We start from the raw sequence: 23,737 nt of genomic DNA, 5'->3' as shown, positions 1-23,737 counted from the left end.
GCCCGGTCGACCGGAGCAAGACCCCCGCGGCCGACACCGCCCGCGCCAATCCCCGCGCCTCAAACGCCGGCGGGGCTGGAATCGGCGGGGCTGGGACCGGCGGGGCTGGGATCGGCGGGGCTGGGATCGGCGTAGCGGGCGATCCGCCCGGGGGGCGGCGGGCCGTTGTCGTTTGGTGCATCGGGGTGTCCGTCTACTTCGTCGCCGTCATCTTCCGCACCAGCCTCGGCGTGGCCGGCCTGGACGCCGCCGACCGCTTCCACGTCAACGCCTCCGCGCTGGCCACCTTCTCCCTCCTCCAGCTGCTCGTCTACGCCGGCATGCAGATACCCGTCGGCCTGATGGTCGACCGGCTCGGCACCAAGAAGGTGCTCACCCTCGGCGCCGTCCTCTTCACCGCCGGGCAGGTCGGTTTCGCGCTCTCCCCCTCGTACGGGATGGCACTCGCCGCGCGCGCCCTGCTCGGCTGCGGCGACGCCATGACCTTCATCTCCGTACTCCGGCTCGGCACCCGCTGGTTCCCGGCCCGCCGGGGCCCGCTGATGGCCCAGCTCGCCGGACTGGTCGGCATGGCCGGAAACCTGGTCTCCACCCTGGTCCTCGCCCCCGTCCTGCACGACCTCGGCTGGGTGCCGGCCTTCGCCGGCAGCGCGGTGGCCGGACTGGTCGTCCTGGTCCCCCTCGTGCTGTTCCTGCGGGACCAGCCCGGTCATGGCGCTGCGCACGAGCCCGAACCGGTGGCGCGCGGCGGCGTGGGCTTCGTACGCACCCAGATCGCCGAGTCCTGGCGGGAACCCGGCACGCGCCTGGGCCTGTGGGTGCACTTCACCACCCAGTTCCCCGCCATGGTGTTCCTGCTGCTGTGGGGGATGCCGTTCCTCGTCGAGGCGCAGGGGCTGTCCCGGTCCACCGCGGGCGGGCTGCTGACCCTGGTGGTCGCCGCCAACATGGCCTTCGGCCTGGTCTACGGCCAGATCGTCGGCCGCCGCCAGTCGTCCCGGATCCCGCTCGCCCTCGGCACGGTCGGACTGACCGCCCTGCTGTGGGGGGCGACCCTCGCCTACCCGGCCGACCGGGCGCCGATGTGGCTGCTGGTCACCCTGTGCGTGGTGCTCGGCACCTGCGGGCCCGCATCCATGATCGGCTTCGACTTCGCCCGGCCGGCCAACCCGCCGGCCCGGCAGGGCACCGCCTCCGGCATCACCAACATGGGCGGCTTCCTCGCCTCGATGACCACCCTGCTGGCGGTGGGCGTCCTGCTGGACGCCACCGGGGACGACTACCGGATCGCGTTCTCCACGGTCTTCGTACTGGAGGCGCTCGGCATCGCCCAGATCCTCCGCCTCCGCGGCCGGGCACTCCGGCGCGAACGTGAACGCGAAGTAGCGCCTCCGGTCACACCGCAGGCGCTCCGCAAGGACGGTGCCCTCCGCCCCTGACGTGCAACGCAAACGCCTACGGGCTACGGGGTGACGGCGAAGTTCGCCAGGATCGCGTCGGCCAGCGCCTGGTCGCCCTCCACCTTCAGCCGGTCGGCCACCGCCGCCGGCCGGACCCGGCCCGCGGCCAGCCGTACGTACGTCTCCCAGTCCAGGGTCAGCGTCACCGCCGGGCCCAGCGACGGGGTGCCGTCCACCGTCCCCCGCCCCTGCGCGTCGACCCGGACCGTCCGCATGAACTCCAGCGGCCCGTGGACGTCCAGCACGACCGCCGAGTTCGCCGGCGCGCCCGCCTGCTTCGCCACCACCTTCGGCAGCCCGGCCAGCAGCAGGTCCCGCGCCACGTACGCCCCCGGCGAGTCCAGGTTGCCGGGCACGCCCAGCGCGGTCCGCAGGTCCTGCTCGTGGATCCACACGTCGAACGCGCGGAGCCGCAGCGCCAGCTCCAGCGTCACCTGGTCACCCAGCGGCCCGCGCACCATCGTGCCCGGGTCCCGCTTCTCGTTCCGCAGCTGCCGGGCCCGCCGGATGATCGTGTACTCCAGCTCCGAGGTCATCTCCGGCGCCGTGTGGTGGCGCCGTACGTCGACCTGCACCTCCATGTAGCGGGTGAACTCGTCGACCACGTGCCGCAGGTCCCGCGGCAGCGTGTGGATCGGCCGCGGATCGCCGAGCATCTCGCACTCGATCCCGATGACATGGGACACCACATCGCGAACCGACCAGCCCGGGCACGGCGTCGCCCGGTTCCACTCACCCTCCGTCAACGGCAGGACGAGTTCGGATATTGCCTCGATGGAGTGAGTCCACGCATCGGCATAGGGCTGAAGGCTGGGATGGGGATGGACGGTCAACGGGACCCCTCGCGTGCTGTTCAGTGGCGCAGTGGCGCGTTGGTGACTTGTTTTCCAAAGCTACGCTGCCCAGGAGCACCCCGGCAGTGCTTTCGTGTGACGATCGTAGGCCCGAGTTGACGGCTTGAACGCCAGGACGGTGGTACCGTGCGCGCCTCCCTCATCCAAATCGCCGTGGACGACGCCGAGTCGGTGGTGTCCCGCCGCTCCCGCGTCGCCGCGCTCGTTCGCGACCAGCAGGACTCCGACCTGGTGGTGCTGCCGGAGCTGTGGCCGGTCGGTGCCTTCGCGTACGAGCAGTTCGAGACGGAGGCGGAGCCGCTGGACGGGCCGACGTACGCGGAACTCTCCAAGGCCGCCCGTGACGCCCGGGTGTGGCTGCACGCCGGCTCGATCGTCGAGCAGGCCGGTGACGGCCGGCTCTACAACACGGCCCTCGTCATCTCCCCGGCCGGCGAGCTCGCCGCGACCTACCGCAAGATCCACCGCTTCGGCTTCGACGAGGGCGAGGCCGTCCTGATGTCGGCCGGCGACTCCCTCACGGTCGTGGAGCTGCCCGAGCAGACCCTCGGCCTGGCCACCTGCTACGACCTCCGTTTCCCGGAACTCTTCCGCGGCCTGGTCGACTCCGGCGCCACCACCCTCGTCGTCTCGGCGGGCTGGCCCGAGCGCCGGAGGTCCCACTGGACCCTGCTGAACCGGGCCCGCGCCGTCGAGCAACAGACGTACGTCCTGGCCTGCGGCACGGCCGGCACCCACGCGGGGGTGCAGCAGGCCGGCCACAGCCTGGTGGTCGACCCGTGGGGCGAGATCCTGGCCGAGGCCGGACCCGGCGAGCAGGTCCTGACGGTCGACCTCGACCCGGCGAAGGTCGCAGAGACCCGGGAACAGTTCCCGGTCCTGAAGGACCGCATGCTCGGCATCCGCCCGGCCGCCCACTGAGACTCAGCCGCCCTCGCGCTCCTTACCGGCCATGAGGCATTTCACTTGAGCTGCGCAGTGTCGAGGACGAGGTCGAACGGCTCGGGCAGCCGGACGGGTGTCCCGAAGGGGTGCGGGCCGTCCTTGTGCGCGGTTCCTGGCTGCGGTCGCCGGATGCATCGTGTGGGCGGCAGCTACCAGTGCATGGCGCGTCGCGCGGGAAACCAGTGCATCGGAGCGTCAGCGCTGGCTGAGGCGGTTGACCAGTACGTGACCGAACAGTTCCTCACCAAGCTCCCGGCGCTCGAATCGGACGATCCGCTGCTTGTCGCGATCGCAGATCGCTGGGTGCACCGTGTGGACCCGGAGACCTTCGCGAAACGTGATGCGCTCACTGCGGAGATCCTGGACGAGGAAGCCCGCCTGGCTGATCTGGAGGATGCACGTTACGTGCGTGGTGAGTTCAGTGGCGCGGCAGCCGTGGAACGCTACAACCGACTTTCAGAGCGCCTGAGGGGACGTATCGACGGCCTCCGCGGCGAACTCCACAGGCTCCCCATGCCGTTCGTGGACGTGTCACCCATGCTCGATGGCGTCACCCTGCGCGAGGCATGGACGGACGCGACGAACGAAGACCGGCGTGAACGGCTGTCGCTTGCCATAGACCGCGTTGAGGTGAGCAAGGGAGTGCGCGGGCAGCGCATCATCCCCGAGCAACGCATCCAGATCCATTGGGCAGAGCTGGCCGGAACCGACACTCCGACCTGAGCACCACGGCAAGCGCGCAGCGGACAGGAGTGACGAAGTGACGGAACGACGCTCTCGCCCGGTTACCTCTGATGTCTGAACTCGGACTGCCAGTGGAACTCCGCACCGACCGGCAACGCGGACGTGTGCACCGACATGTGCATCCAGCACACTGGCCGGACCGGTCACATGACCTTCCTCTGGGAGTTCTCGGAACTCGCCGTGGTCGAGCGCATGCCCTGAGCAGGCGTTTCGTACGGGCGTGATCCTGCGTTCACAGGTGGATGGCAAGCTTGAAGGATGAACGATGCTGCCTCGGCGCCCACCCCCGCGCCCCGCCGACGTGCCCGTGTCCGTGCCCCCGAGCTGATCGGCAAGGGCGGCTGGATCAACACCGGCGGGAAGGACCTGAAGCTCGCCGACTTCCGAGGTCGCACATTGATCCTCGATTTTTGGACGTTCTGCTGCATCAACTGCCTGCATGTCCTGGATGAGCTCCGCGAGCTCGAGGAGAAGCACCGCGACACCGTCGTGATCATCGGGGTGCACTCGCCGAAGTTCGTGCACGAGGCCGAGCACCAGGCCGTGGTCGATGCCGTCGAGCGGTACGAGGTGCACCACCCGGTGCTCGACGATCCGGAGCTGGCGACCTGGAAGCAGTACGCCGTGCGGGCCTGGCCCACGCTCGTGGTGATCGACCCCGAGGGGTACATCGTCGCGCAGCACGCCGGTGAGGGGCATGCGCACGCCATCGAGCGGCTGGTGGAGGAGCTGGAGGCCGAGCACGAGGCCAAGGGGACGCTGCGGCGCGGGGACGGGCCGTATGTGGCGCCCGAGCCGGAGGCCACGCATCTGCGGTTCCCCGGGAAGGCGCTGGCGCTGGAGAACGGGAACTTCCTGGTCAGCGACTCCACCCGGCACCAGCTGGTGGAGGTGGAGCCGGACGGCGAGACCGTCGTGCGGCGGATCGGCAGCGGGGAGCGCGGGTTCGGGCCGGATGCCTTCAGTGAGCCGCAGGGCCTGGCGCTGCTGCCCGACGGGCGGGTGGTGGTGGCCGACACCGTGAACCACGCGCTCAGGGTGTTCGACCCCGGCACAGGGGTCGTGGAGACCGTTGCCGGGACCGGGCGGCAGTGGTGGCAGGGGTCGCCCACCGCAGGGCCGGCGCTGGAGGTGGACCTGTCCTCGCCGTGGGACGTGGCCTGGTGGCAGGGCAAGGTGTGGATCGCCATGGCCGGCGTGCACCAGCTGTGGACCTGGGACCCGGAGGCGGGGACCGTTCAGGTGGCGGCCGGGACCACCAACGAGGGCCTGGTGGACGGGCCGGCCGCCGAGGCCTGGTTCGCCCAGCCGTCCGGGCTCGCCGCCGCCGGGGACCGGCTGTGGATCGCCGACTCCGAGACCTCCGCGCTGCGCTGGATCGACGCCGACGGGGTCGTGCACACCGCGGTCGGGACCGGGCTGTTCGACTTCGGCCACCGGGACGGCGATGCCGGGCAGGCGCTGCTCCAGCACCCGCTCGGGGTGACCGCCCTGCCCGACGGGTCGGTGGCGGTCTGCGACACGTACAACCATGCGCTGAGGCGGTTCGACCCGGCGACCGGCGAGGTCAGCACCCTCGCCACCGATGTGCGCGAGCCCAGCGACGCCGTGCTGGCCGGCGGGGACATCGTGGTCGTGGAGTCCGCGCGGCACCGGCTGACCCGGCTGCGGCTGCCCGAGGAGGCGGTACGGGTGGACGGCGTCGCGCACCGCACGCAGCGGGCCGCCACCGAGGTCGCCGGCGGCAGCCTCCGGTTGGACGTGGTCTTCCAGGCGCCGAGCGGGCAGAAGCTGGACACCCGGTACGGGCCGTCCACGCGCCTGCTGGTGTCCTCGACCCCGCCCGAGCTGCTCGCCGGGGGCGAGGGCGCCGGGACCGACCTGTTCCGGGAGCTCAGGCTCGCGGACGGCATCGGGTCCGGGGTGCTGCACGTGTCCGCCATGGCGGCGTCCTGCGACGACGACCCGGAAAACGAGTACCCGGCCTGCCATGTGCACCAGCAGGATTGGGGAGTTCCGGTGATGGTCACGGCCGGCGGGGTGTCCCGGCTGGCGCTGGTCCTCGCCGGGATGGACGAGGAGGGCGACGGATGACGGACGTGGTGGACGGCGATTACATGCCGGTGTTGCGGGGCGAGCGGCTGCTGCTGGAGGCGTACCGGCCGGAGGACGAAGAGGAGTTCGTCGCGCTGTTCCAGAACCCCCTGGTCTCCCGGTGGATCAGCGACGGCACGGACACCGAGGAGAACGACCGGGCGCTGTTCGGCCGGATCTTCAGCAAGGTGTACGCGGAGCGGCTGTTCGACGTCTGGGCGGTGCGCCGGGAGGCGGGCGGGCCGCTGATCGGCCATGCCGAGATCAAGCGGACCGACCAGGTGGCCGGGTACGAGCTGGTGTACGCGCTGGCACCGGAGTGCTGGGGCTCCGGCCTGGGCACCGAGCTGGCCGAGATGATCCTCACCCACGGCTTCGGCACCCTGGGCCTGCCGGAGGTGTACGCGACGGTGGCCGCGCCGAACGAGGGCTCGCTGGTGCTGCTGGACCGGCTCGGGTTCACCTGGGTCCGGGACATCGAGGAGGAGGACGGCAGCACCACGCGCGTGCTGGTGCTGCCCCGTTGCGCTCCCGAGCCTTCCCCCAAGCGGCGTCGCCGCAGCGTTTCCTAGCCCTCCCGGCCCGGCCGGCCCGGCCGCCTGCTCCTAGCCCTCCAGGAAGGAGACCAGCGCGTTCGCGAGCATGTACGGGTCGTCCGCGCCGCACAGTTCGCGGGCGCTGTGCATCGACAGGATCGCGACGCCGATGTCGACGGTCTGGATGCCGTGGCGGGCCGCCGTGATCGGGCCGATCGTCGTGCCGCAGGGCATCGAGTTGTTGGACACGAAGCTTTGCCACGGCACGCCGGCCCGCTCGCAGGCGGCCGCGAACACCGCGCGCCCGCTGCCGTCGGTGGCGTACCGCTGGTTGACGTTGACCTTGAGGATGGGGCCGCCGTTGGCGCGCGGGTGGTGCGTGGGGTCGTGCCGTTCCCCGTAGTTGGGGTGGACGGCGTGGCCGGTGTCCGAGGAGAGGCAGACGGTGCCGGCGAAGGCGCGGGCCCGGTCCTCGTACGTGCCGCCGCGCGCGAAGACGGATCGTTCCAGCACGTTGCCCAGGAGCGGGCCGTCCGCGCCGGTGTCGGACTGCGAGCCGTTCTCCTCGTGGTCGAAGGCCGCCAGCACCGGGATGTAGGGGAGCCGGCCGGCGGTGGAGACGGCGGCCAGCGCGGCCACGCCCGCGTGCACGGACAGCAGGTTGTCCATCCGCGGCCCGGCCACCAGTTCGCGGTCGCGGCCGAGGTAGGCCGGCGGTTCGATGGAGTGGACCATCAGGTCCCAGCCGGCCACCGAGCCCTGGGGCAGGCCCTCTTCCTCTTCCAGGAAGGCGATCAGGTCGCCTTCCTGCACCTCGCCCAGACCCCAGATGGGCTGCATGTGCCGCTGCTTGTCCAGCTTGAGGCCGTCGCTGTTGACCGACCGGTCGAGGTGGACGGCGAGTTGGGGCACGCGGAGCAGGGCGCGGTCCACGTTGACGAGGCGCTCGCTGCCGTCGCGGAGGGTGAGCCGGCCCGCCAGGCCGAGGTCCCGGTCCAGCCAGGTGTTGAGCAGGGTGCCGCCGTAGATCTCCACGGCGATCTGCCGCCAGCCCTGGGAGCCGGTGTCCGGGAGCGGCTTGACCCGCAGGTTCGGGGAGTCGGTGTGCGCGCCGATGATCCGGAACGGGGTGTGTGCGGCCGCCCCTTCGGGCACGTACCAGGCGATTATGGCGCCGCCGCGGAGCACGAATTTGCCGCCCGCACTCGAGTCCCAGGCGTCCGTTTCCGACAGCTGCCTGAAGCCCGCCTTTTCCAGCCGCTCGGCCGAGTTGGCCACGGCGTGGTACGGCGAGGGGCTCGCCGCCAGGAAGGTCATCAGATCGTCGGTGTGGCCGCGGTCGAAGCGGGCGGGAGAGCTCATGTGGTTCACCTTAACGACGGTCGTGTTCGTCATGGCCGGACTGCGGCGGATGGCCGAAGAGTGGGGTGCGTGTGCTGGTGAACGCGGTCCCGGTTCGGGTCAGCCCGGCGGGCGCTCGAAACGGCGTTGCAGCCGGCGCCGCTCTCCCCGGCGGATGCGCGGGAGCATCTCGGGGGTCTGCGGCGGGCGCTGTGCGCGTCTTCTGCGTCCGGCGCAGAAGATACAGGCTTCGCCGGGCGGAGCATCGGGATCGATCGGCGCGCCGGGGTGTTCGGCGCAGCCGGAGGGGTTGCGCGGGCGGGACAGTTCGCGGGCGACGATGAACGCGCGGTGGACGTCGTCCGCGATCTCCACGAACTCCGCGTCGGGCGAGGAGACGCCGAGGTGGAAGCGGCGGTCCTCGATGGCCCGGAGATACGTACGCAGCATGGCGAGGGTGTACGGGCCCGGCGGCACCGGGTAGCCGAGGCGGCGCTGCTCGCCGGCCGGGGCGGCCGGGCGGCCGCCGCCCTGGGTGCGCTGCCCGAGCCGGCGCCGGTCGTTGCAGAGCAGGCAGCGGCCCCAGCCCTCGGGGGCCTCGGGGTCGATGGCGCCGTTGGGATGCTCGGGGCAGCCGGTGTAGCTCTTGGCGGGCGCGAGCCCGGAGGCCGTCTGGAACGCCGTGTACAGCGCGTCGGCGATGCCGTCGTACTCGCTGGGGTGTGCGCCCTCGTACAGGTCCTTGACCCGGTCGCCGAGGGCGCCCAGGTTCGCCTGGAGCTCCTTGAGGGCGTAGGGGCGTCCGGTCGGGACGGAGTATCCCCGGCTGTGCTGCTGCTCCTGTGGACTCATGTCTACGAGCGTCCCATGGATGTCCGACAACGGTGAACGGCGGCCGTGACGGCAGTGGCCGGACCCCCGGTACGGGGAGGTCCGGCCACAGCTTCGTACGTACACCGCGTACGGATGGGGGTCCGCCTTAGAAGGCGGCCTCGTCGAGCTCCATCAGGGAGTTGTCGACGGCCTCGGCGAGCTGTCGCGCGACGGCGACGCCCGGCAGGATCTGGGAGGCGAAGAACTTCGCCGCCGCGATCTTGCCCTGGTAGAACGGCACGTCCTTGGCGGAGGCGCCGGCCAGCTTCTCGGCGGCCACGGCCGCGCCCTTGAGCAGCAGGTAGCCGACCACGACGTCGCCGGAGGCCATCAGCAGGCGGGTGGTGTTCTGGCCCACCTTGTAGATGTTCTTGACGTCCTCGCCGGTGGCGGTGAGGTCGGTGATCATCGCGCCGACGATGGCTTCGAGGTCGACGGCGGCCTTGGCCAGCGCGTCGCGGGCGCCGGCCAGCTCCTCGCCGCCCTCGCCCTCGGCCAGGAACTTCTTGATCGTCTCCGAGAGGATGTTCAGGGAGGCGCCCTGGTCGCGGACGATCTTCCGGAAGAAGAAGTCCTGGCCCTGGATCGCGGTGGTGCCCTCGTAGAGGGTGTCGATCTTGGCGTCCCGGATGTACTGCTCGATCGGGTACTCCTGCAGGTAGCCGGAGCCGCCGAAGGTCTGCAGGGACTGCGCGAGCTGCTCGTAGGAGCGCTCCGAGCCGTAGCCCTTCACGATCGGCAGCAGCAGGTCGTTGAGGCCGATCTGCGCGGAGGCGTCCTCGCCGGCCGCCTGCTTCAGGGCGATCTCGTCCTGGACGGCAGCGGTATAGAGGACCAGCGCGCGCATGCCCTCCGCGTACGCCTTCTGCGTCATGAGCGAGCGGCGGACGTCCGGGTGGTGCGTGATGGTGACCTTGGGCGCGGTCTTGTCCATGAAGTTCGCCAGGTCCGGACCCTGCACGCGCTCCTTGGCGTACTCCAGGGCGTTCAGGTAGCCGGTCGAGAGGGTCGCGATGGCCTTCGTGCCGACCATCATGCGGGCGAACTCGATGATCATGAACATCTGGCGGATGCCGTCGTGCTTGTCGCCGATCAGCCAGCCCTTGGCGGGGTGCTGGTCGCCGAAGGTCATCTCGCAGGTGTTGGAGGCCTTGAGGCCCATCTTGTGCTCGACGTTGGTGGCGTAGACGCCGTTGCGCTCGCCCAGCTCGCCGGTCTCCCAGTCGAAGTGGAACTTCGGGACCAGGAAGAGGGACAGGCCCTTGGTGCCCGGGCCGTGGCCCTCGGGGCGGGCGAGGACGTAGTGGAGGATGTTCTCCTCCATGTCGTGCTCACCGGAGGTGATGAAGCGCTTCACGCCCTCGATGTGCCAGGAGCCGTCGTCCTGCTGGATGGCCTTGGTGCGGCTGGCGCCGACGTCCGAGCCGGCGTCCGGCTCGGTGAGGACCATGGTGGAGCCCCAGCGCTTCTCGACGGCTATCTGCGCGACCTTCTTCTGCGCCTCGTTGCCCTCCTCGTGGAGGATGCCGGCGAAGGCCGGGCCGGAGGAGTACATCCAGATGGCCGGGTTCGAGCCGAGCAGCAGCTCCGCGTAGGCCCAGATCAGGGAGCGCGGGGAGGTGGTGCCGCCGATCTCCTCGGGCAGGCCCAGGCGCCAGTACTCGGACTCCATGAAGGCTTCGTAGCTCTTCTTGAAGGAGGCCGGGACCGGGGCGGTGTTGGTGGCCGGGTCGAAGACCGGCGGGTTGCGGTCGGCGTCCTCGAAGGAGGCGGCCAGCTCGTTCTCGGCGAGGCGGGCGAGCTCGGCCAGGATGCTCTTCGCGGTCTCGGTGTCCATCTCCTCGAACGGGCCGGTGCCGTACAGCTTGTCGCGGCCGAGCACCTCGAAGAGGTTGAACTCGATGTCGCGAAGATTCGACTTGTAGTGCCCCATGGCTACGGCTCCGTTAAGGCTCGGGGAGACAGGTTCCTCGTACGTACCAATCAGTAACGAAATAATGCTACCCACGGGTAATAAGAATCAACCCCTGGTTCGGGACTGTGACCAGCGTCGCGGGGGCGGCTCGGTAGTCTTGCCCCATGTACGGCTACGACCAGCAGCAGCAGTACGCCGCCCCGCAGCAGCAGATGCCCGGTGGCTACGCCGAGCAGCCGCTCTACCCCGAGCCCTCCCCGCCGTCGCTGGCCGACGCGGTGCGGGCCTTCACCACAGGCTCGCTGTCGGCCGAGGACTTCCAGCAGATTTTCGCTACATCCCGGGTCTACTGCCCGCGGGGGGACACTCCGGGCTTCCTTGCGCTGCACAACACGCAGCAGCCGGTGATCCCGATGTTCACCACGCTCAAGGAGCTGCGCCGGTACGCCGGCAAGGAGTCGAAGTACTTCGTCATCACCGGCGCGGAGGTCATCGACCTGCTGCCGACGGGGTACGGATTCGTCCTCGACATGGAGGGCGACCACCGCATGGTCTTCGACGCGAAGGCCGTCGAGCAGATGGTGGACTTCGCGATGCGCCGGATGTACGGGTAGCGCGGGCCCCGACGCGATTCAGGCGGCTCGGGCCGCTCGGCGGCGGGTTGCCGCGGCGAAGGCGCACCAGGCGGCGGCCGCCGCCAGGGCGACGGCGGTCCCCGCGGCCAGTACGGGCGCATCCGGGCGGAAGCCCAGCGCCAGCCGGGTTCCCAGGAACGTCAGAACGAAGCCGACCCGGCCCGGGGCGTAGACCGGGATCCGCGCCGCCGTGGCGCGCAGCAGCGCGGCGGCGGCCAGTCCGGCGGCGCCGCACGCGGCGAGCAGGGCCCACGGGGAGCCGGGAGCGGCGCTGGGAATGCCGTATTCGGGGGGTCCCAGGCGGAAGGCCGAGGCGGCCCAGCCGAGGCCGACCGCGCAGGCGGTGACGGCCACCGCCCAGAGTGCGTGCCGCCACAGCGGGCCCGGCCTGCGGGTCTCCTGATCGCCGTCCGTGGTGTCGTCGAAGCTGAAGAAGTCCATCACGCCGGGTAGGACGCAGAGGCGTGGAGCGGGGTTGGGCCCCGGGGGAATTCCCCCGGGGCCCTCTTGGTTCTGTGCAGGTGTGGCAGAAAGTTCGAGTTTCAACTAAACTCGAAGCAGAAGGAGGTCCGACCATGCCTGCAGTGACTGTGGAGAACCCGTTGACGCTCCCCCGCGTCGCCGAGCCCCAGGCGGCCGTGCCGCGCAAGGTGCTGGCCGTGACGACCGCGCCCGGCGGGTTCGAGGGCGAGGGATTCCCGGTGCGCCGCGCGTTCGCCGGGATCAACTACCAGTACCTGGACCCGTTCATCATGATGGATCAGATGGGCGAGGTGGAGTACGCGCCGGGCGAGCCGAAGGGCACCCCCTGGCACCCGCACCGCGGCTTCGAGACCGTCACCTACCTGATCGACGGAACCTTCGTCCACCAGGACAGCAACGGCGGCGGCGGAGTGATCAACGGAGGCGACACCCAGTGGATGACCGCCGGCTCCGGGCTCCTGCACATCGAGGCGCCGCCGGAGTCCCTGGTCGTGTCCGGCGGGCTGTTCCACGGCCTCCAGCTGTGGGTGAACCTCCCCGCCTCCGACAAGATGATGCCCCCGCGGTACCAGGACATCGGCGGCGGCCGGGTCCAGCTGCTCACCACCCCCGACGGCGGCGGACTGCTCCGCGTCATCGCAGGTGAGCTGGACGGGCACCACGGCCCCGGCATCACCCACACGCCCATCACGATGATCCACGCGACCGTCGCCCCGGGCGCGCAGATCACCCTCCCCTGGCGCGAGGACTTCAACGGCCTCGCGTACGTACTGGCCGGGCGCGGCTCGGTCGGGACCGAACGGCGGCCCGTCCACACCGGCCAGACCGCCGTCTTCGGCGAGGGCGGCTCGATCACGGTGCGCGCGGACGAGTCCCAGGACTCGAACGCGCCGGGCCTGGAGGTCGTCCTGCTGGGCGGCCGCCCGATCCGGGAGCCGATGGCGCACTACGGGCCGTTCGTGATGAACAGCCACGCCGAGCTCCAGCAGGCCTTCGAGGACTTCCAGGCGGGCCGGCTGGGCCGGATCCCGACCACCGAACGGACCGGCCTGGGCCACCGCGGCACCGGAACGGTGGACGAGGACTAGCCCTTGGCGGTGCCGGAGGCGGGAGCGGGGCCCGCGGGTCCGGGCGCGGCGTCGGCCGTGTACCGGGCCCGCAGCTCCGAGACCACCCCGAAGGCGGCCGCCGTGAGGGGCACGGCGAGCAGCATGCCCAGGATGCCCGCGACGCTGGCACCGGCCGTGATCGAGAGCATCACCACGGCCGGGTGCATCTGGACGGTCCGGCTCTGCACCACCGGCTGGAGCACGTTGCCCTCGATCACCTGGACCGCCAGCACCACGCCGAGCGCCCACAGGCCGATGATCCAGCCCCGGTCGGCGAAGGCGACCAGCACGGCGACCGCGCCGGAGAGGAACGCACCCAGGTAGGGGATGTAGGCGGTCACGAAGACCAGGGCGCCCAGCCCCACGGCCCCCGGCACCTTGAGCACCAGCAGACCCACGGTGATCAGGACGGCGTCGATCAGCGCGATGAAGGTGGTGCCGCGCATGAAGCCCTCGACGGCCTCGAAGGCCCGGCGCCCCATGGCTTCGATCATGTCGCCGGAGCGGGTGGGCGCCATCGAGCGCAGGGTGTCGGCGGCGCGGTGCGAGTCCCGCAGGAAGAAGAAGATCAGGAGCAGCGCGAGGACGGTGGTGGCGAGCATCTGCCCGACCACGCTGAGCCCGGCGATCACCCCGGAGGCGGCCGTCCCGCCGAACTTGGAGAGCAGGTCCCTCGAGTTCTTGGCGAGGTCCTCCACCGAGGTGCCGGCCGCCCCGAAGTGCTCGGCCAGGTCCCGGCCCGCCTTGCGGAGCGATTCGATGATCTGGTCGCCGGTCTCGATCAGCGCCAGCACCACGACGTACGCCGCCCCGCCGACCACCGCGACGACCGCGAGGCAGGTCAGCGCGGCGGCGAGGGAACGGTTCACCCGCATCCGGAGGAGCCGCCGGTGTATGGGCCCGAGCAGGGCCGTTCCGAGCAGCGCGAGCAGGACGGGCGTGACGGCGGTCTTGAAGGTGACGCACAGCCAGACCAGCACCGCGGTGACGCCGGTGACGAGCAGGAAGACGGTGCACCAGGCGGCGAGCCGGCGGACGGGCTCGGGAAGCAGAGAGCTGATCACCGGGTCAGATTAGGGCCTGGCCCGTCCGGATCCGCCTGCGCGTGCTCGTACAGCTCGAACCAGATCGACTTGCCCTCGCCGCGCGGGTCGACGCCCCAGCTGTCGGCCAGCATCTCCATGAGCAGGACGCCGCGGCCGCTGGAGGCCATCTCGCCCGGGTGCCGCTTGTGCGGCAGCTCGTCGCTGCCGTCCGCGACCTCCACCCGCAGTCTGCGCGTGCCGAGTTCGCCGACCGCCTCCGCGACCAGCAGCGCGTCGCCGTCCGTGTGCACCAGGACGTTGGTGACCATCTCGGAGACCATCAGCACCGCCGAGTCGACCTGGTCGGCGTCCGCCCAGTCGTGCAGCAGCTGGCGGACCTGCTGCCGGGCCCCGGCGATGCGTTCCGGTTCGGCCTGGGCCACGGTCAGCACCGTCCGGCGGGCCGGCCGGACCGGGAGGGCGGGGCCGGCGCCGCAGCCGCAGTCCGGGCCCTCGCGGCAGAGCAGGACGACGGCTATGTCGTCCTCGCGCCGGTCGGCCAGCGGGCCGGTGGTGTGGTGCGAGGACGGGCCGTGCACGGCGGAGACCAGCAGGTCGGCGAGCTTCTCCAGGTTCTCCGACTCGTGCGTCTCGGTCTCCAGGATGGCCCGCAGCCGGGCCCAGCCGGTGTCCAGGTCGTGCCCGCCGGTCTCGATGAGCCCGTCCGTGCACAGCATCATCGTTTCGCCGGGTTCGAGGGTGAACCGGGTCGTCGGGTAGTCGGTGTCCGGGACGATGCCCAGCGGCAGTCCGCCCGCCGTGGGCCGCATCAGCACGGTCCCGTCGGTCATCCGGATCGCCGGGTCGGGGTGGCCGGCCCGGGCCACCTCCAGCATTCCGGTCTTCGGATCGCACTCCACGTACAGGCAGGTCGCGAACCGGGGGCTGACGACGTCGTCCTCCTCGTAGGAGTCGGTCAGCCCGGCCAGGAACCGGGAGGCCCGGGAGAGCACGGCGTCCGGCCGGTGGCCCTCCGAGGCGTAGGCCCGTACGGCGATCCGGAGCTGGCCCATCAGGCCGGCGGCCCGCACGTCGTGGCCCTGGACGTCCCCGATGACCAGCGCGAACCGTCCCGAGGGCAGCGGGATCATGTCGTACCAGTCGCCGCCGACCTGGAGCCCGCCACCGGTCGGGACGTACCGGGCGGCGACCGTCATGCCCGGGATCTCCGGCCCGAGGGTCGGCATCATCGACCGCTGCAGGCCGGTGGTGAGCTCCCGCTCCGACTCGGCGACCCCGGCGCGCTGAAGGGCCTGCGCCAGCATCCGGGCCACCGTCGTCAGGACGGAGCGTTCGTCCGGGGAGAAGGAGACCGGGTGCTTGAAGGCGGCCATCCAGGCGCCCATGGTCCGCCCGGCGACGATCAGCGGCAGGAAGGCCCAGGAGACCCGGCCGAAGGGCTGGGCCAGCGGCCAGGCCGCCGGGTAGCGCCGCTTGTACTCCTCGGGGCTGGGCAGGTAGATCGCCCGTCCGGTCCGGACCACCTCGGCGGCCGGATAGTCGGTGTCCAGCAGCATCTCGGTGAACGGGCCCTCGTCCCCGGGGTTGTGCCCGTGGTGTCCGATGATCGACAGCCGGTCGCCGGCCACCCCGAAGACCGCCAGCCCGTCCGGCGTGAAGCCCGGCATCGAGAGCGAGGCCGCCACCCGCAGCACCTCGGCGGTGGACCGGGCCTCGGCCAGCGCCCGTCCCGCGTCCAGCAGGAAGGCCTCCCGGGAGCGCCGCCAGTCGCCGGTGACGGCGGTGTGCGCGGCGGTGGTGCCCGGCTGCGGGGCGGCGATCTCCTGGAGGGTGCCGATCAGCTGGTAGTCCGTACGGCCGTCGGCGGTGAGGTTCTCCAGCGGTTTGGAGCGGCTGCGTACGGTGCGCAGCACCCGGCCGTCCTCGTCCATCACCCGGAGCAGGGCCTCGGCCAGGGTGCCCTCGGCGACGGCCAGGTTCACGATGCCGTTGATCTCGTTCCAGTCCACCGGGTGGAACCGGGAGCGCACGGCCACCTCGGGCAGGTCGACCTGTTCGGCGGGCAGCCCGAGCAGCCGGGCGGCCTCGCTGTCGAGGGTGACCGTCCCGGAGGCGTTGTCCCAGCGCCACAGGCCCGTCGCAATCGCGGCCAGGACGTCCTCGGTGCGCATTACGTCATCTTTACAGGTCATCGCCCTGTGGTGCCCGTCAGGCCGTCGGCGGGCCGTCCGCGGGCCGGACGGTAACCTTGGTGGGGTTGAAACCCACCTGCTATCGCGAAGAACTGGATGAATGATGCATCGGTACAGGTCCCACAGCTGCGGCGAGCTCCGTGCGTCTGACGTCGGCACCGACGTCCGGCTGAGTGGCTGGCTGCACAATCGTCGAGACCTGGGCGGCATCCTCTTCATCGATCTGCGCGACCACTACGGCATCACGCAGCTCGTCGCCCGGCCCGGCACCGCGGCCGCCGAGGTCCTGGACAAGCTCTCCAAGGAGACGGTGATCCGGGTCGACGGCAAGGTCGTCTCGCGCGGCGCCGAGAACATCAACCCCGACCTGCCGACCGGTGAGATCGAGATCGAGGCCGCCGAGGTCGAGGTGCTCGGCGCGGCCGCCCCGCTGCCGTTCACGATCAACACGGACGACGGGGTGAACGAGGAGCGGCGGCTGGAGTACCGCTTCCTCGACCTGCGCCGCGAGCGCATGCACCGCAACATCATGCTGCGGTCCGCGGTCATCGCCGCGATCCGCCACAAGATGGTGGCCCTCGGCTTCAACGAGATGGCGACCCCGATCCTGACCGCGACCTCCCCCGAGGGCGCGCGCGACTTCGTGGTCCCCTCCCGCCTGAACCCGGGCAAGTTCTACGCCCTGCCGCAGGCCCCGCAGCAGTTCAAGCAGCTGCTGATGATCTCCGGCTTCGACCGCTACTTCCAGATCGCGCCCTGCTTCCGCGACGAGGACGCCCGCGCCGACCGCTCGCCGGGCGAGTTCTACCAGCTCGACGTGGAGATGTCCTTCGTCGAGCAGGAGGACGTCTTCCAGCCGATCGAGAAGCTGATGACCGAGCTCTTCACCGAGTTCGGCGGCGGCCGCGAGGTCACCTCCCCGTTCCCGCGGATCCCGTTCCGCGAGTCGATGCTGAAGTACGGCAACGACAAGCCCGACCTGCGCGCCAAGCTGGAACTCGTCGACATCACCGACGTGTTCGAGGGCTCCGAGTTCAAGGCCTTCGCCGGCAAGCACGTCCGCGCCCTGCCGGTCCCGGACACCGCCGCCCAGCCGCGCAAGTTCTTCGACGGCCTCGGCGACTTCGCGGTCTCGCTCGGCGCGAAGGGCCTGGCCTGGGTCCGCGTCGGCGAGGACGGATCGCTGACCGGCCCGATCGCCAAGTTCCTCACCGAGGAGAACGTCAAGGTCCTCACCGAGCGCCTGGGCCTGGTCGCCGGCCACGCGGTGTTCTTCGGCGCGGGCGACTTCGACGAGGTCTCCAAGATCATGGGCCCGGTCCGGGTCGAGGCCGCCAAGCGCGCCGGCCAGTTCGAGGAGAACGTCTTCCGCTTCTGCTGGATCGTCGACTTCCCGATGTACGAGAAGGACGAGGAGACCGGCAAAATCGACTTCTCCCACAACCCGTTCTCCATGCCGCAGGGCGGCATGAAGGACCTGGAGGAGAAGGACCCGCTGGACATCCTGGCCTGGCAGTACGACATCGTCTGCAACGGCATCGAGCTGTCCTCCGGCGCCATCCGCAACCACGAGCCCGAGGTCATGCTCAAGGCCTTCGAGATCGCGGGCTACGAGGCGGAGACCGTCGAGCGCGAGTTCGCCGGCATGCTGCGCGCCTTCCGGCTCGGCGCCCCGCCGCACGGTGGCATCGCCCCGGGCGTCGACCGCATCGTGATGCTGCTGGCCGACGAGCCGAACATCCGCGAGACGATCGCCTTCCCGCTGAACGGCAACGCGCAGGACCTGATGATGGGCGCGCCGACGGTGCTGGAGGAGTCCCGCCTGCGCGAGCTGAACATCGCGCTGCGCACGCCGGTCGAGGTCAAGAAGCCCGAGGGCAAGCCGATCACCGAGGCGGTCCACCCGGACGCCGCGCGGTAGTCCGTACGGGCTGAGCCGAACCGAACGGAAGGGCCCGGGATCCTCGGATCCCGGGCCCTTCCGTGTGTTCGTGTGTGCGTGTGTCCGTGTGTCCGTGTCCGGTGGGCTGACTAGAAGCCCTGGAGGATGCCCTTGAGGAGGGCGGCCGAGGTCAGCTCGCGGGGGGCGGGGCCGGCATGGAAGAAGCCGGTCCGCTCGGCGTCGAGCTTGCGGAGGAAGTCGAAGGCCTTCGCGTCGTGCTCACCGAAGGCGACGAACTGCCAGTGGATGTCGTGCACGGCGGCATCGGCCAGGGCCTGGCGGGCGGGCACGCGGTTGTCGGGCGCGCCGTCCGTCTGGAACACGACGTAGGCGGGGCCTTCGGCGCCGTTCTTCTCGTAGTGCTCCACTACCGCTTCTACGGCACGGTGGTAGCTGGTGCGGCCCATGTGGCCGAGCGAACCGTGGGCGGACTCGACCCAGCCGTCGTGCGCGTCGAGCGTGAGCTCCCCGGTCCCGTCGATGTCGGTGGAGAAGAACACGGTGTGCACGGTGGCGTCCTCGTCGAGGTGCGCGGCGAGGGCGAGCGCGTGGTCCGCGAGGTACTGGGCGCTGCCGTCCTTGTAGTACGGCCGCATGGACCCGGAGCGGTCCAGTACGAGGTACACCTTGGCCCGCGCCCCGGCCCGCTGCTTGCCGCGCAGCACCTGCCCGGCGGCCTTGTACGCCCCGGCCAGCGCGGGCGCCCGCCGCTTCACGGCCGCGAGCGCGACGGCGGGCTCGGCGGCCGCCGGCTCCGCCTGGACGGGCTCGGGCTCGGTCTGGGCCTCGGCCGGTACGGGCTCGACCTCGGTCGGTACGGGTTCGACCTTGGTCGGTACGGCCTCGACCTCGGTCGGTTCGGCCTCGACCTTGGTCGGTACGGGCTCGGCGTCGGCCTGGACGGGCTCGGCCTGGAGGGGCTCGGCGTCGGCCTGGAGGGGCTCGGGCTCGGCCGGCTCCGGTTCGGCGGCGGGTTCCGTTTCGGCTGCGGCGGGTTCCGCTACGGCCGCGGGCTCCGGCTCCGCCGGAAGCGGCTCGGCTTCGGCCGCTGCGGCCACCGGCTCCGCCTGCACCGGCTCGGCGTCCGCCGCCTGCGGCTCTGCCGCGGGGGTGTCGGCGTGGGCCGCCTGTGCGGCGACGGGCTCTGCCTCTACGGCTACGGGCTCGGCCTGTGCGGCGACGGGCTCGGCCTGCGCCGGCTCGGCGTCGGCGGGCTGCGGCTCCGCCGCGGGTTCCGTTTGCGCCTGCGGCGGCTCTTCGGTGGCGGCGGGCTCCGGCTGCGCCGGGGCTGCGACCTCGTCTGCCTGGGCTTCGGCAGCGGCCGGCTCCGCCTGCGCGGGCGCCTCGGCCTCGGCAGGCTCGGCGTCCGCCGCCTGCGGCTCCGCCCCCGGGGCCGCCTGGGTGGCGGACTCGGGGGTCGGCTCGGCTTCCGCTTCGGGCTGTGCCGGGGCTTCGGCTCCGGCCGGCTCCGGCTCCGCCGGAAGCGGCTCGGCCTCCGGAGCGGGGGCGGCCTGGGCGGCAACCGGCTCCGGCGCGGGTTCCGCTTCGGGGCCGGCCGAGTCCGGCTGGGGCGGGGTGGTGGCGCGGCGGGCCTCCGGGACCGTGGGGTCCTGGGCGGGGGCCGGGGCCGTGAGGAGGGTGCCGCGATCGCGCGGCGCCGACTGCGGCGGAACCGTCGGGTTGTCGAAGGACGCGGCCACGAGCTCCGCCGCCACATCCAGTGGCGTGCGCTCGTTCGCCTGCGCGGGGAGGGCGGGCTGGGTGGTGGCAGTGGGATCGGCGGTCTCCGGGGCCGGCTCCGGAGACCGGCCGAACACCTTGCGCAACAAGCTCCGAATACCCATGGGCCAGGCCTTTCGCATGAGTGCGTGCGTCATTTGTCCGTGCTGTGCGGAAGATCCCTGCCCAGAGTGGACACGTAAGGTTATCGGCCCCTCGGCGTGATCTACGGCAGGGGCGCCCTTTCGGGGCGCCTGCCGTACCAGCACAAGGGCCGCCCGAGTGAACTCCCGCTCCGACGGGCCCGGTTCATCCAGTGTTCACCCGGGCGCCGCCGCAGTGGCGCAACGCCCTCCTACCGTCACGGCTGGATTCATTCCGACACGTTGTCGGCGCAGGGGGCGTCGCCGTGTACCTACCCGGAGGACGTCGTCGTGCGCAAGCTGCTGCCCCTTCTGACCAACAACCACGCAGGCGGCCGTTCCGCCCTCACCTGCCGCTACCGCTGTGGTGACGCCTGCTTCCACGAGGTGCCCAACACCAGCGACAACGAGTACGCCGGCGATGTCATAGCCAAGGCCTACTCCCGCCGCTCGATGATGCGTGCCGCCGCGGTGGTCACCGTCGCCGGTGCCGTCGGAACCTCCGTCGCGCTGAGCCAGGGCGGTGCCACCGCCAGCGCCGCGGAAGGTGCCGCGGACGCCGCCGCCGGTGCCGACGGCCAGGCCGCCCGGGGTCTGCGTTTCGCCGCCGTCGCCCCCAACACCGCCGACCAGGTCACCGTCCCGGAGGGCTACGCCCAGAACGTGGTCATCCGCTGGGGTGAGCCGATCCTCCGCGGCGCCCCCGGCTTCAACGCCGACAAGCAGACCGCGGCCGCCCAGGCCGGCCAGTTCGGCTACAACAACGACTTCCTCAGCCTGCTCCCGCTCGGCAGCGGCTACGAGCGCCAGCAGCTCCTGGTCGCCAACCACGAGTACACGGACGAAGTCCTGATGTTCAAGGGCTACGACGCGGCGAACCCGACCCGCGAGCAGGTCGAGATCGCCTGGGCCGCGCACGGCCTGTCCGTGGTCGTCGTCCAGGAGGACCACCGCAGCGGCAAGCTGACCGCCGTCAGCCGCCACCAGCTGAACCGCCGCCTCACCGCGACCAGCGAGTTCAAGCTGACCGGCCCGGCCGCCGGCAGCGACCTGCTGAAGACCTCCGCCGACGCCACCGGCACCAAGGTGCTCGGCACCCTCAACAACTGCGCGGGCGGCACCACCCCGTGGGGCACCATCCTGTCCGGCGAGGAGAACTTCAACCAGTACTTCGCCAACGGCGGCAGCGTCACCGAGCCGGTCCAGGCCGCCCGCCTGAAGCGGTACGGCATCACCGGCGCCGCCTCCGAGCGCAAGTGGGAGCGGTTCGACAAGCGCTTCGACGTGGCCCAGGAGCCCAACGAGGCGAACCGCTTCGGCTACGTCGTCGAGCTCGACCCGTACGACCCGAACTCGGTGCCGCGCAAGCACACCGCCCTCGGCCGCTTCAAGCACGAAGCCGCCCAGCCGCGCCTCACCGAGGACGGTCGCCCGGTGATCTACATGGGCGACGACGAGCGCTTCGACTACTTCTACAAGTTCGTCTCCAGCAAGCAGATGAAGAAGGGCAACAGCCGCGCGGCGAAGGAGCACAACCTCACGCTGCTCGACGAGGGCACCCTCTACGTCGCCAAGCTGACCGGCGATTCCCCGGCCGACCAGATCGACGGCACCGGCAAGTACCCCACCGACGGCCAGTTCGACGGCACCGGCGTGTGGATCCCGCTGGCCACCGGCAACGTCTCGCACGTCGAGGGCTTCACCGCCGAGGAGGTGTACGTCTTCACGCGCCAGGCCGCCGACAAGGTGGGCGCCACCAAGATGGACCGCCCCGAGGACGTCGAGCCCTCGCCGCGCACCGGCCGCGTCTACGTCGCGCTGACCAACAACAGCAACCGCGGCAAGGCCGGCCAGCCCGGTGCGGACGAGGCCAACCCGCGCAACCTCAACAAGCACGGCCAGGTCCTGGAGCTCGCCGAGAGCTTCGACGACCCGGCCGGTGACGCCTTCGCCTGGCGCCTGTTCCTGGTCGCGGGCGACCCGAACGACCCGGCCACCTACTTCGCCGGGTTCCCGAAGGACAAGGTCAGCCCGATCTCCTGCCCGGACAACGTGGCCTTCGATCCGCACGGCAACCTGTGGATCTCCACCGACGGTGCCCAGCTCGGCTCGCACGACGGCCTGTTCGGCGTCGCCACCGCGGGTGAGCGTCGTGGTGAGCTGAAGCAGTTCCTGACCGTCCCGAAGGGCGCCGAGACCTGCGGCCCGATCATCCAGGACAAGCGCGTGCTGGTCGCCGTGCAGCACCCGGGCGAGATCGACGGCGCCACCGTCGAGAACCCCGCCTCCGTGTGGCCCGACGGCCCGGGCAAGGTCGTCCGCCCCGCGGTCGTGAGCGTCTGGCGCAAGGACGGCCGCAACATCGGCGTCTGAGCGTGAAGTTGGGGCCATGTTTCACGTGAAACATGGCCCCGGCCCGTTCCGAGGCTCGTTTCCCGGCCTTCCCGGGCTCAACTGTCCGGGAAGGGAGGCAGGGTGAGCCTCGTCAGTGCGCCGCCGTCCGGCGCATTGCCGAAGCTCAACCCGATCTTCAGGACCGCGGCCTGGCCCGCCACGATGGTCAGGCCCAGCCCGTGGCCGCGCCCGCGCCCCGGATCCCCGGTGCGGAACCGCTGCGGGCCCCGCGCGACGAGTTCGGCGGGGTAGCCGGGCCCGTGGTCGCGGACCGCCACCTCGGGGCCGTCCACGGTCACCTCCACCGGTGGACTCCCGTGCTTGTGCGCATTGACCAGCAGGTTGGACAGGATCCGGTCGAGCCGCCGCCGGTCGCTGAGCACCACCGCGTCCCGTACCACCGTGACCTCCGCGGCCAGCCGGGTGCCGGCGACGATCCGGCGGACCGCCTCGCCCAGTTCGAGGCGGGTGAGGTCGGCCCGTTCGACCCCGGAATCCAGCCGGGAGATCTCCAGCAGATCCTCGGTGAGCCGGTGCAGGGCCTGGAGCCGGTCGTTGATCATCTCCTTGGGACGGCCCTCGGGCAGCAGCCCGGCAGCGGCGATCGAGCCGGTGAGCGGGGTGCGCAGCTCGTGCGCGACATCCGCGGTGAAGCGCTTCTCCGCCTCCAGCCGCTCCTGTAGGGACGCGGCCATCGAGTCCAGGGCGAGCGCCACGTCCCGCACCTCGTCGCGCGCTCGCGGGCCGTCGCTCGCCGCCCCGGCGGGGAAGCCCACCCGGGCATCGAGATCGCCGGCGCTGATCCGGCGGGCCACGGCGGCGGTGGTGGCCAGCCGGCGGCTGATCCGGTCGGCCAGGAAGAGGCCGGCCAGCGCGACCAGGCCCGCGGCGAGCACCGCGGAGGCCAGGATGGTGGTGTCCACGTCCCGGAGCCGGCTGCGGGTGCTCTCGTAAGGGAGCCAGACCGCCAGGGCCTTGCCGTCGGCGGGGCCGGCCGCCCACATCACGGGCTTGCCCTCGTGCTCGCCGACCATGCTGCCGGTCTCTCCGCGGGCCACCAGCCTGCGCAGGGGCGGGGGCAGGCCGGGCGGGTCCAGGGAGCTGTTCACATCGCCGTGCGTGGTGCCGTACTCGTAGTGCATGAGGGCGTGCTCGAGTTCGCGGCTGACGTCCTTGCGCACCTCGCCGGCGATCTGCTGGGACACCAGGTTGTGCACCAGGATCCCGAGGACGGCGGCGACGGCGCAGCACACGGCGGTGGTCGTGGCGGCGATCTTCCAGCGCAGACTGCTCGTCGCCCGCATCGCCGGCC

Annotated in this window: 18 protein-coding genes; 9 read left to right on the top strand and 9 right to left on the bottom strand. The window is 71.4% G+C overall.

Features of this window, described 5'->3' with window-relative positions; genetic code table 11:
- Positions 1-110 precede the first annotated feature (110 nt).
- On the top strand, positions 111-1,439 hold the full coding sequence (locus AB0447_RS28585) for an MFS transporter (protein ID WP_366479715.1): 1,329 nt from the start codon (positions 111-113) through the stop codon (positions 1,437-1,439).
- A 23-nt stretch (positions 1,440-1,462) separates the two neighbouring features.
- On the opposite strand, the gene AB0447_RS28580 is transcribed toward AB0447_RS28585, so the two are convergent.
- Positions 1,463-2,293, bottom strand: a complete 831-nt coding sequence (locus tag AB0447_RS28580) for a maleylpyruvate isomerase family mycothiol-dependent enzyme (protein WP_366479707.1) — start codon at positions 2,291-2,293, stop codon at positions 1,463-1,465.
- A gap of 147 nt (positions 2,294-2,440) precedes the next feature.
- Here AB0447_RS28580 and AB0447_RS28575 point away from each other — a divergent pair, with 147 nt between their 5' ends.
- The 4 genes from AB0447_RS28575 to AB0447_RS28560 all read left to right on the top strand — a co-directional run bounded on the left by AB0447_RS28575 (position 2,441) and on the right by AB0447_RS28560 (position 6,669).
- Complete coding sequence (locus tag AB0447_RS28575; RefSeq protein ID WP_366479706.1) at positions 2,441-3,235, top strand: carbon-nitrogen family hydrolase; 795 nt, start codon at positions 2,441-2,443, stop codon at positions 3,233-3,235.
- Between the two features lie 153 nt (positions 3,236-3,388).
- A complete protein-coding gene (locus AB0447_RS28570) occupies positions 3,389-3,982 on the top strand; it encodes a hypothetical protein (RefSeq protein WP_366479705.1) in 594 nt (197 codons plus the stop codon).
- 279 nt (positions 3,983-4,261) lie between these two features.
- Entirely contained in the window at positions 4,262-6,097 is a 1,836-nt protein-coding gene (locus tag AB0447_RS28565) for an NHL domain-containing thioredoxin family protein (protein ID WP_366479704.1), read from the top strand.
- Positions 6,094-6,669: a GNAT family N-acetyltransferase gene (locus AB0447_RS28560; protein WP_366479703.1), complete on the top strand. Its 576-nt coding sequence runs from the start codon at positions 6,094-6,096 to the stop codon at positions 6,667-6,669. The genes AB0447_RS28565 and AB0447_RS28560 overlap by 4 nt, the downstream gene beginning before the upstream one ends.
- A gap of 33 nt (positions 6,670-6,702) precedes the next feature.
- Here the strand turns inward: AB0447_RS28560 and AB0447_RS28555 are convergent, their stop codons facing one another.
- The 3 genes from AB0447_RS28555 to AB0447_RS28545 form a co-directional block, all read right to left on the bottom strand.
- Positions 6,703-7,995 carry a M18 family aminopeptidase gene (locus AB0447_RS28555; RefSeq protein ID WP_366479702.1) on the bottom strand — a complete coding sequence of 431 codons (1,293 nt, stop codon included), beginning with the start codon at positions 7,993-7,995 and terminating at the stop codon, positions 6,703-6,705.
- Positions 7,996-8,094: 99 nt separating this feature from the next.
- A complete protein-coding gene (locus AB0447_RS28550; RefSeq protein WP_366479701.1) occupies positions 8,095-8,826 on the bottom strand; it encodes a hypothetical protein in 732 nt (243 codons plus the stop codon).
- Between the two features lie 127 nt (positions 8,827-8,953).
- Positions 8,954-10,780 carry an acyl-CoA dehydrogenase gene (locus AB0447_RS28545; protein WP_366479700.1) on the bottom strand — a complete coding sequence of 609 codons (1,827 nt, stop codon included), beginning with the start codon at positions 10,778-10,780 and terminating at the stop codon, positions 8,954-8,956.
- A 146-nt stretch (positions 10,781-10,926) separates the two neighbouring features.
- Between AB0447_RS28545 and AB0447_RS28540 the strand changes: the two genes are divergently transcribed.
- Positions 10,927-11,376, top strand: coding sequence for an SseB family protein (locus AB0447_RS28540; RefSeq protein ID WP_150208825.1), 450 nt, complete (start codon positions 10,927-10,929; stop codon positions 11,374-11,376).
- Between the two features lie 18 nt (positions 11,377-11,394).
- Here the strand turns inward: AB0447_RS28540 and AB0447_RS28535 are convergent, their stop codons facing one another.
- Positions 11,395-11,838 carry a hypothetical protein gene (locus tag AB0447_RS28535; RefSeq protein ID WP_366479714.1) on the bottom strand — a complete coding sequence of 148 codons (444 nt, stop codon included), beginning with the start codon at positions 11,836-11,838 and terminating at the stop codon, positions 11,395-11,397.
- Positions 11,839-11,972: 134 nt separating this feature from the next.
- Here AB0447_RS28535 and AB0447_RS28530 point away from each other — a divergent pair, with 134 nt between their 5' ends.
- Entirely contained in the window at positions 11,973-12,968 is a 996-nt protein-coding gene (locus AB0447_RS28530) for a pirin family protein (protein WP_366479699.1), read from the top strand.
- On the opposite strand, the gene AB0447_RS28525 is transcribed toward AB0447_RS28530, so the two are convergent.
- Together AB0447_RS28525 and AB0447_RS28520 are read right to left on the bottom strand one after the other, a co-directional pair.
- The gene (locus tag AB0447_RS28525; protein ID WP_366479713.1) at positions 12,965-14,050 is read right to left on the bottom strand and encodes an AI-2E family transporter; all 1,086 of its coding nucleotides are present in this window, start codon (positions 14,048-14,050) and stop codon (positions 12,965-12,967) included. The two genes, AB0447_RS28530 and AB0447_RS28525, sit on opposite strands and share 4 nt — an antisense overlap.
- A complete protein-coding gene (locus AB0447_RS28520; RefSeq protein WP_366479698.1) occupies positions 14,050-16,206 on the bottom strand; it encodes a SpoIIE family protein phosphatase in 2,157 nt (718 codons plus the stop codon). The genes AB0447_RS28525 and AB0447_RS28520 overlap by 1 nt, the downstream gene beginning before the upstream one ends.
- A 124-nt stretch (positions 16,207-16,330) precedes the next feature.
- Here AB0447_RS28520 and aspS point away from each other — a divergent pair, with 124 nt between their 5' ends.
- On the top strand, positions 16,331-18,148 hold the full coding sequence (gene aspS / locus AB0447_RS28515) for an aspartate--tRNA ligase (RefSeq protein WP_366479712.1): 1,818 nt from the start codon (positions 16,331-16,333) through the stop codon (positions 18,146-18,148).
- Between the two features lie 110 nt (positions 18,149-18,258).
- Here aspS and AB0447_RS28510 read toward each other — a convergent pair whose 3' ends face one another.
- Positions 18,259-20,013 (bottom strand): VWA domain-containing protein, encoded by a 1,755-nt coding sequence (locus AB0447_RS28510; protein WP_366479697.1) that lies wholly within the window; start codon positions 20,011-20,013, stop codon positions 18,259-18,261.
- Positions 20,014-20,322: 309 nt separating this feature from the next.
- Between AB0447_RS28510 and AB0447_RS28505 the strand changes: the two genes are divergently transcribed.
- Positions 20,323-22,404, top strand: coding sequence for a PhoX family phosphatase (locus AB0447_RS28505; RefSeq protein WP_366479696.1), 2,082 nt, complete (start codon positions 20,323-20,325; stop codon positions 22,402-22,404).
- Between the two features lie 77 nt (positions 22,405-22,481).
- Here AB0447_RS28505 and AB0447_RS28500 read toward each other — a convergent pair whose 3' ends face one another.
- The gene (locus AB0447_RS28500; protein ID WP_366479695.1) at positions 22,482-23,729 is read right to left on the bottom strand and encodes a HAMP domain-containing sensor histidine kinase; all 1,248 of its coding nucleotides are present in this window, start codon (positions 23,727-23,729) and stop codon (positions 22,482-22,484) included.
- Positions 23,730-23,737 lie beyond the last annotated feature (8 nt).

Source organism: Streptomyces sp. NPDC051211 (genome assembly GCF_040689505.1).
Lineage (GTDB): Bacteria > Actinomycetota > Actinomycetes > Streptomycetales > Streptomycetaceae > Streptomyces.
This window is presented reverse-complemented; position numbering and strand designations above follow the sequence as displayed.

Excerpts from the sequence above, each read along its gene's own strand:
- AB0447_RS28570 (WP_366479705.1), top strand. The coding sequence starts at position 3,389 with ATGCATCGTGTGGGCGGCAGCTACCAGTGCATGGCGCGTCGCGCGGGA.
- AB0447_RS28565 (WP_366479704.1), top strand. The coding sequence starts at position 4,262 with ATGAACGATGCTGCCTCGGCGCCCACCCCCGCGCCCCGCCGACGTGCC.
- AB0447_RS28560 (WP_366479703.1), top strand. The coding sequence starts at position 6,094 with ATGACGGACGTGGTGGACGGCGATTACATGCCGGTGTTGCGGGGCGAG.
- AB0447_RS28555 (WP_366479702.1), bottom strand. The coding sequence starts at position 7,995 with ATGAGCTCTCCCGCCCGCTTCGACCGCGGCCACACCGACGATCTGATG.
- AB0447_RS28550 (WP_366479701.1), bottom strand. The coding sequence starts at position 8,826 with ATGAGTCCACAGGAGCAGCAGCACAGCCGGGGATACTCCGTCCCGACC.
- AB0447_RS28545 (WP_366479700.1), bottom strand. The coding sequence starts at position 10,780 with ATGGGGCACTACAAGTCGAATCTTCGCGACATCGAGTTCAACCTCTTC.
- AB0447_RS28540 (WP_150208825.1), top strand. The coding sequence starts at position 10,927 with ATGTACGGCTACGACCAGCAGCAGCAGTACGCCGCCCCGCAGCAGCAG.
- AB0447_RS28535 (WP_366479714.1), bottom strand. The coding sequence starts at position 11,838 with ATGGACTTCTTCAGCTTCGACGACACCACGGACGGCGATCAGGAGACC.
- AB0447_RS28530 (WP_366479699.1), top strand. The coding sequence starts at position 11,973 with ATGCCTGCAGTGACTGTGGAGAACCCGTTGACGCTCCCCCGCGTCGCC.
- AB0447_RS28520 (WP_366479698.1), bottom strand. The coding sequence starts at position 16,206 with ATGCGCACCGAGGACGTCCTGGCCGCGATTGCGACGGGCCTGTGGCGC.
- aspS (WP_366479712.1), top strand. The coding sequence starts at position 16,331 with ATGCATCGGTACAGGTCCCACAGCTGCGGCGAGCTCCGTGCGTCTGAC.
- AB0447_RS28510 (WP_366479697.1), bottom strand. The coding sequence starts at position 20,013 with ATGGGTATTCGGAGCTTGTTGCGCAAGGTGTTCGGCCGGTCTCCGGAG.
- AB0447_RS28500 (WP_366479695.1), bottom strand. The coding sequence starts at position 23,729 with ATGCGGGCGACGAGCAGTCTGCGCTGGAAGATCGCCGCCACGACCACC.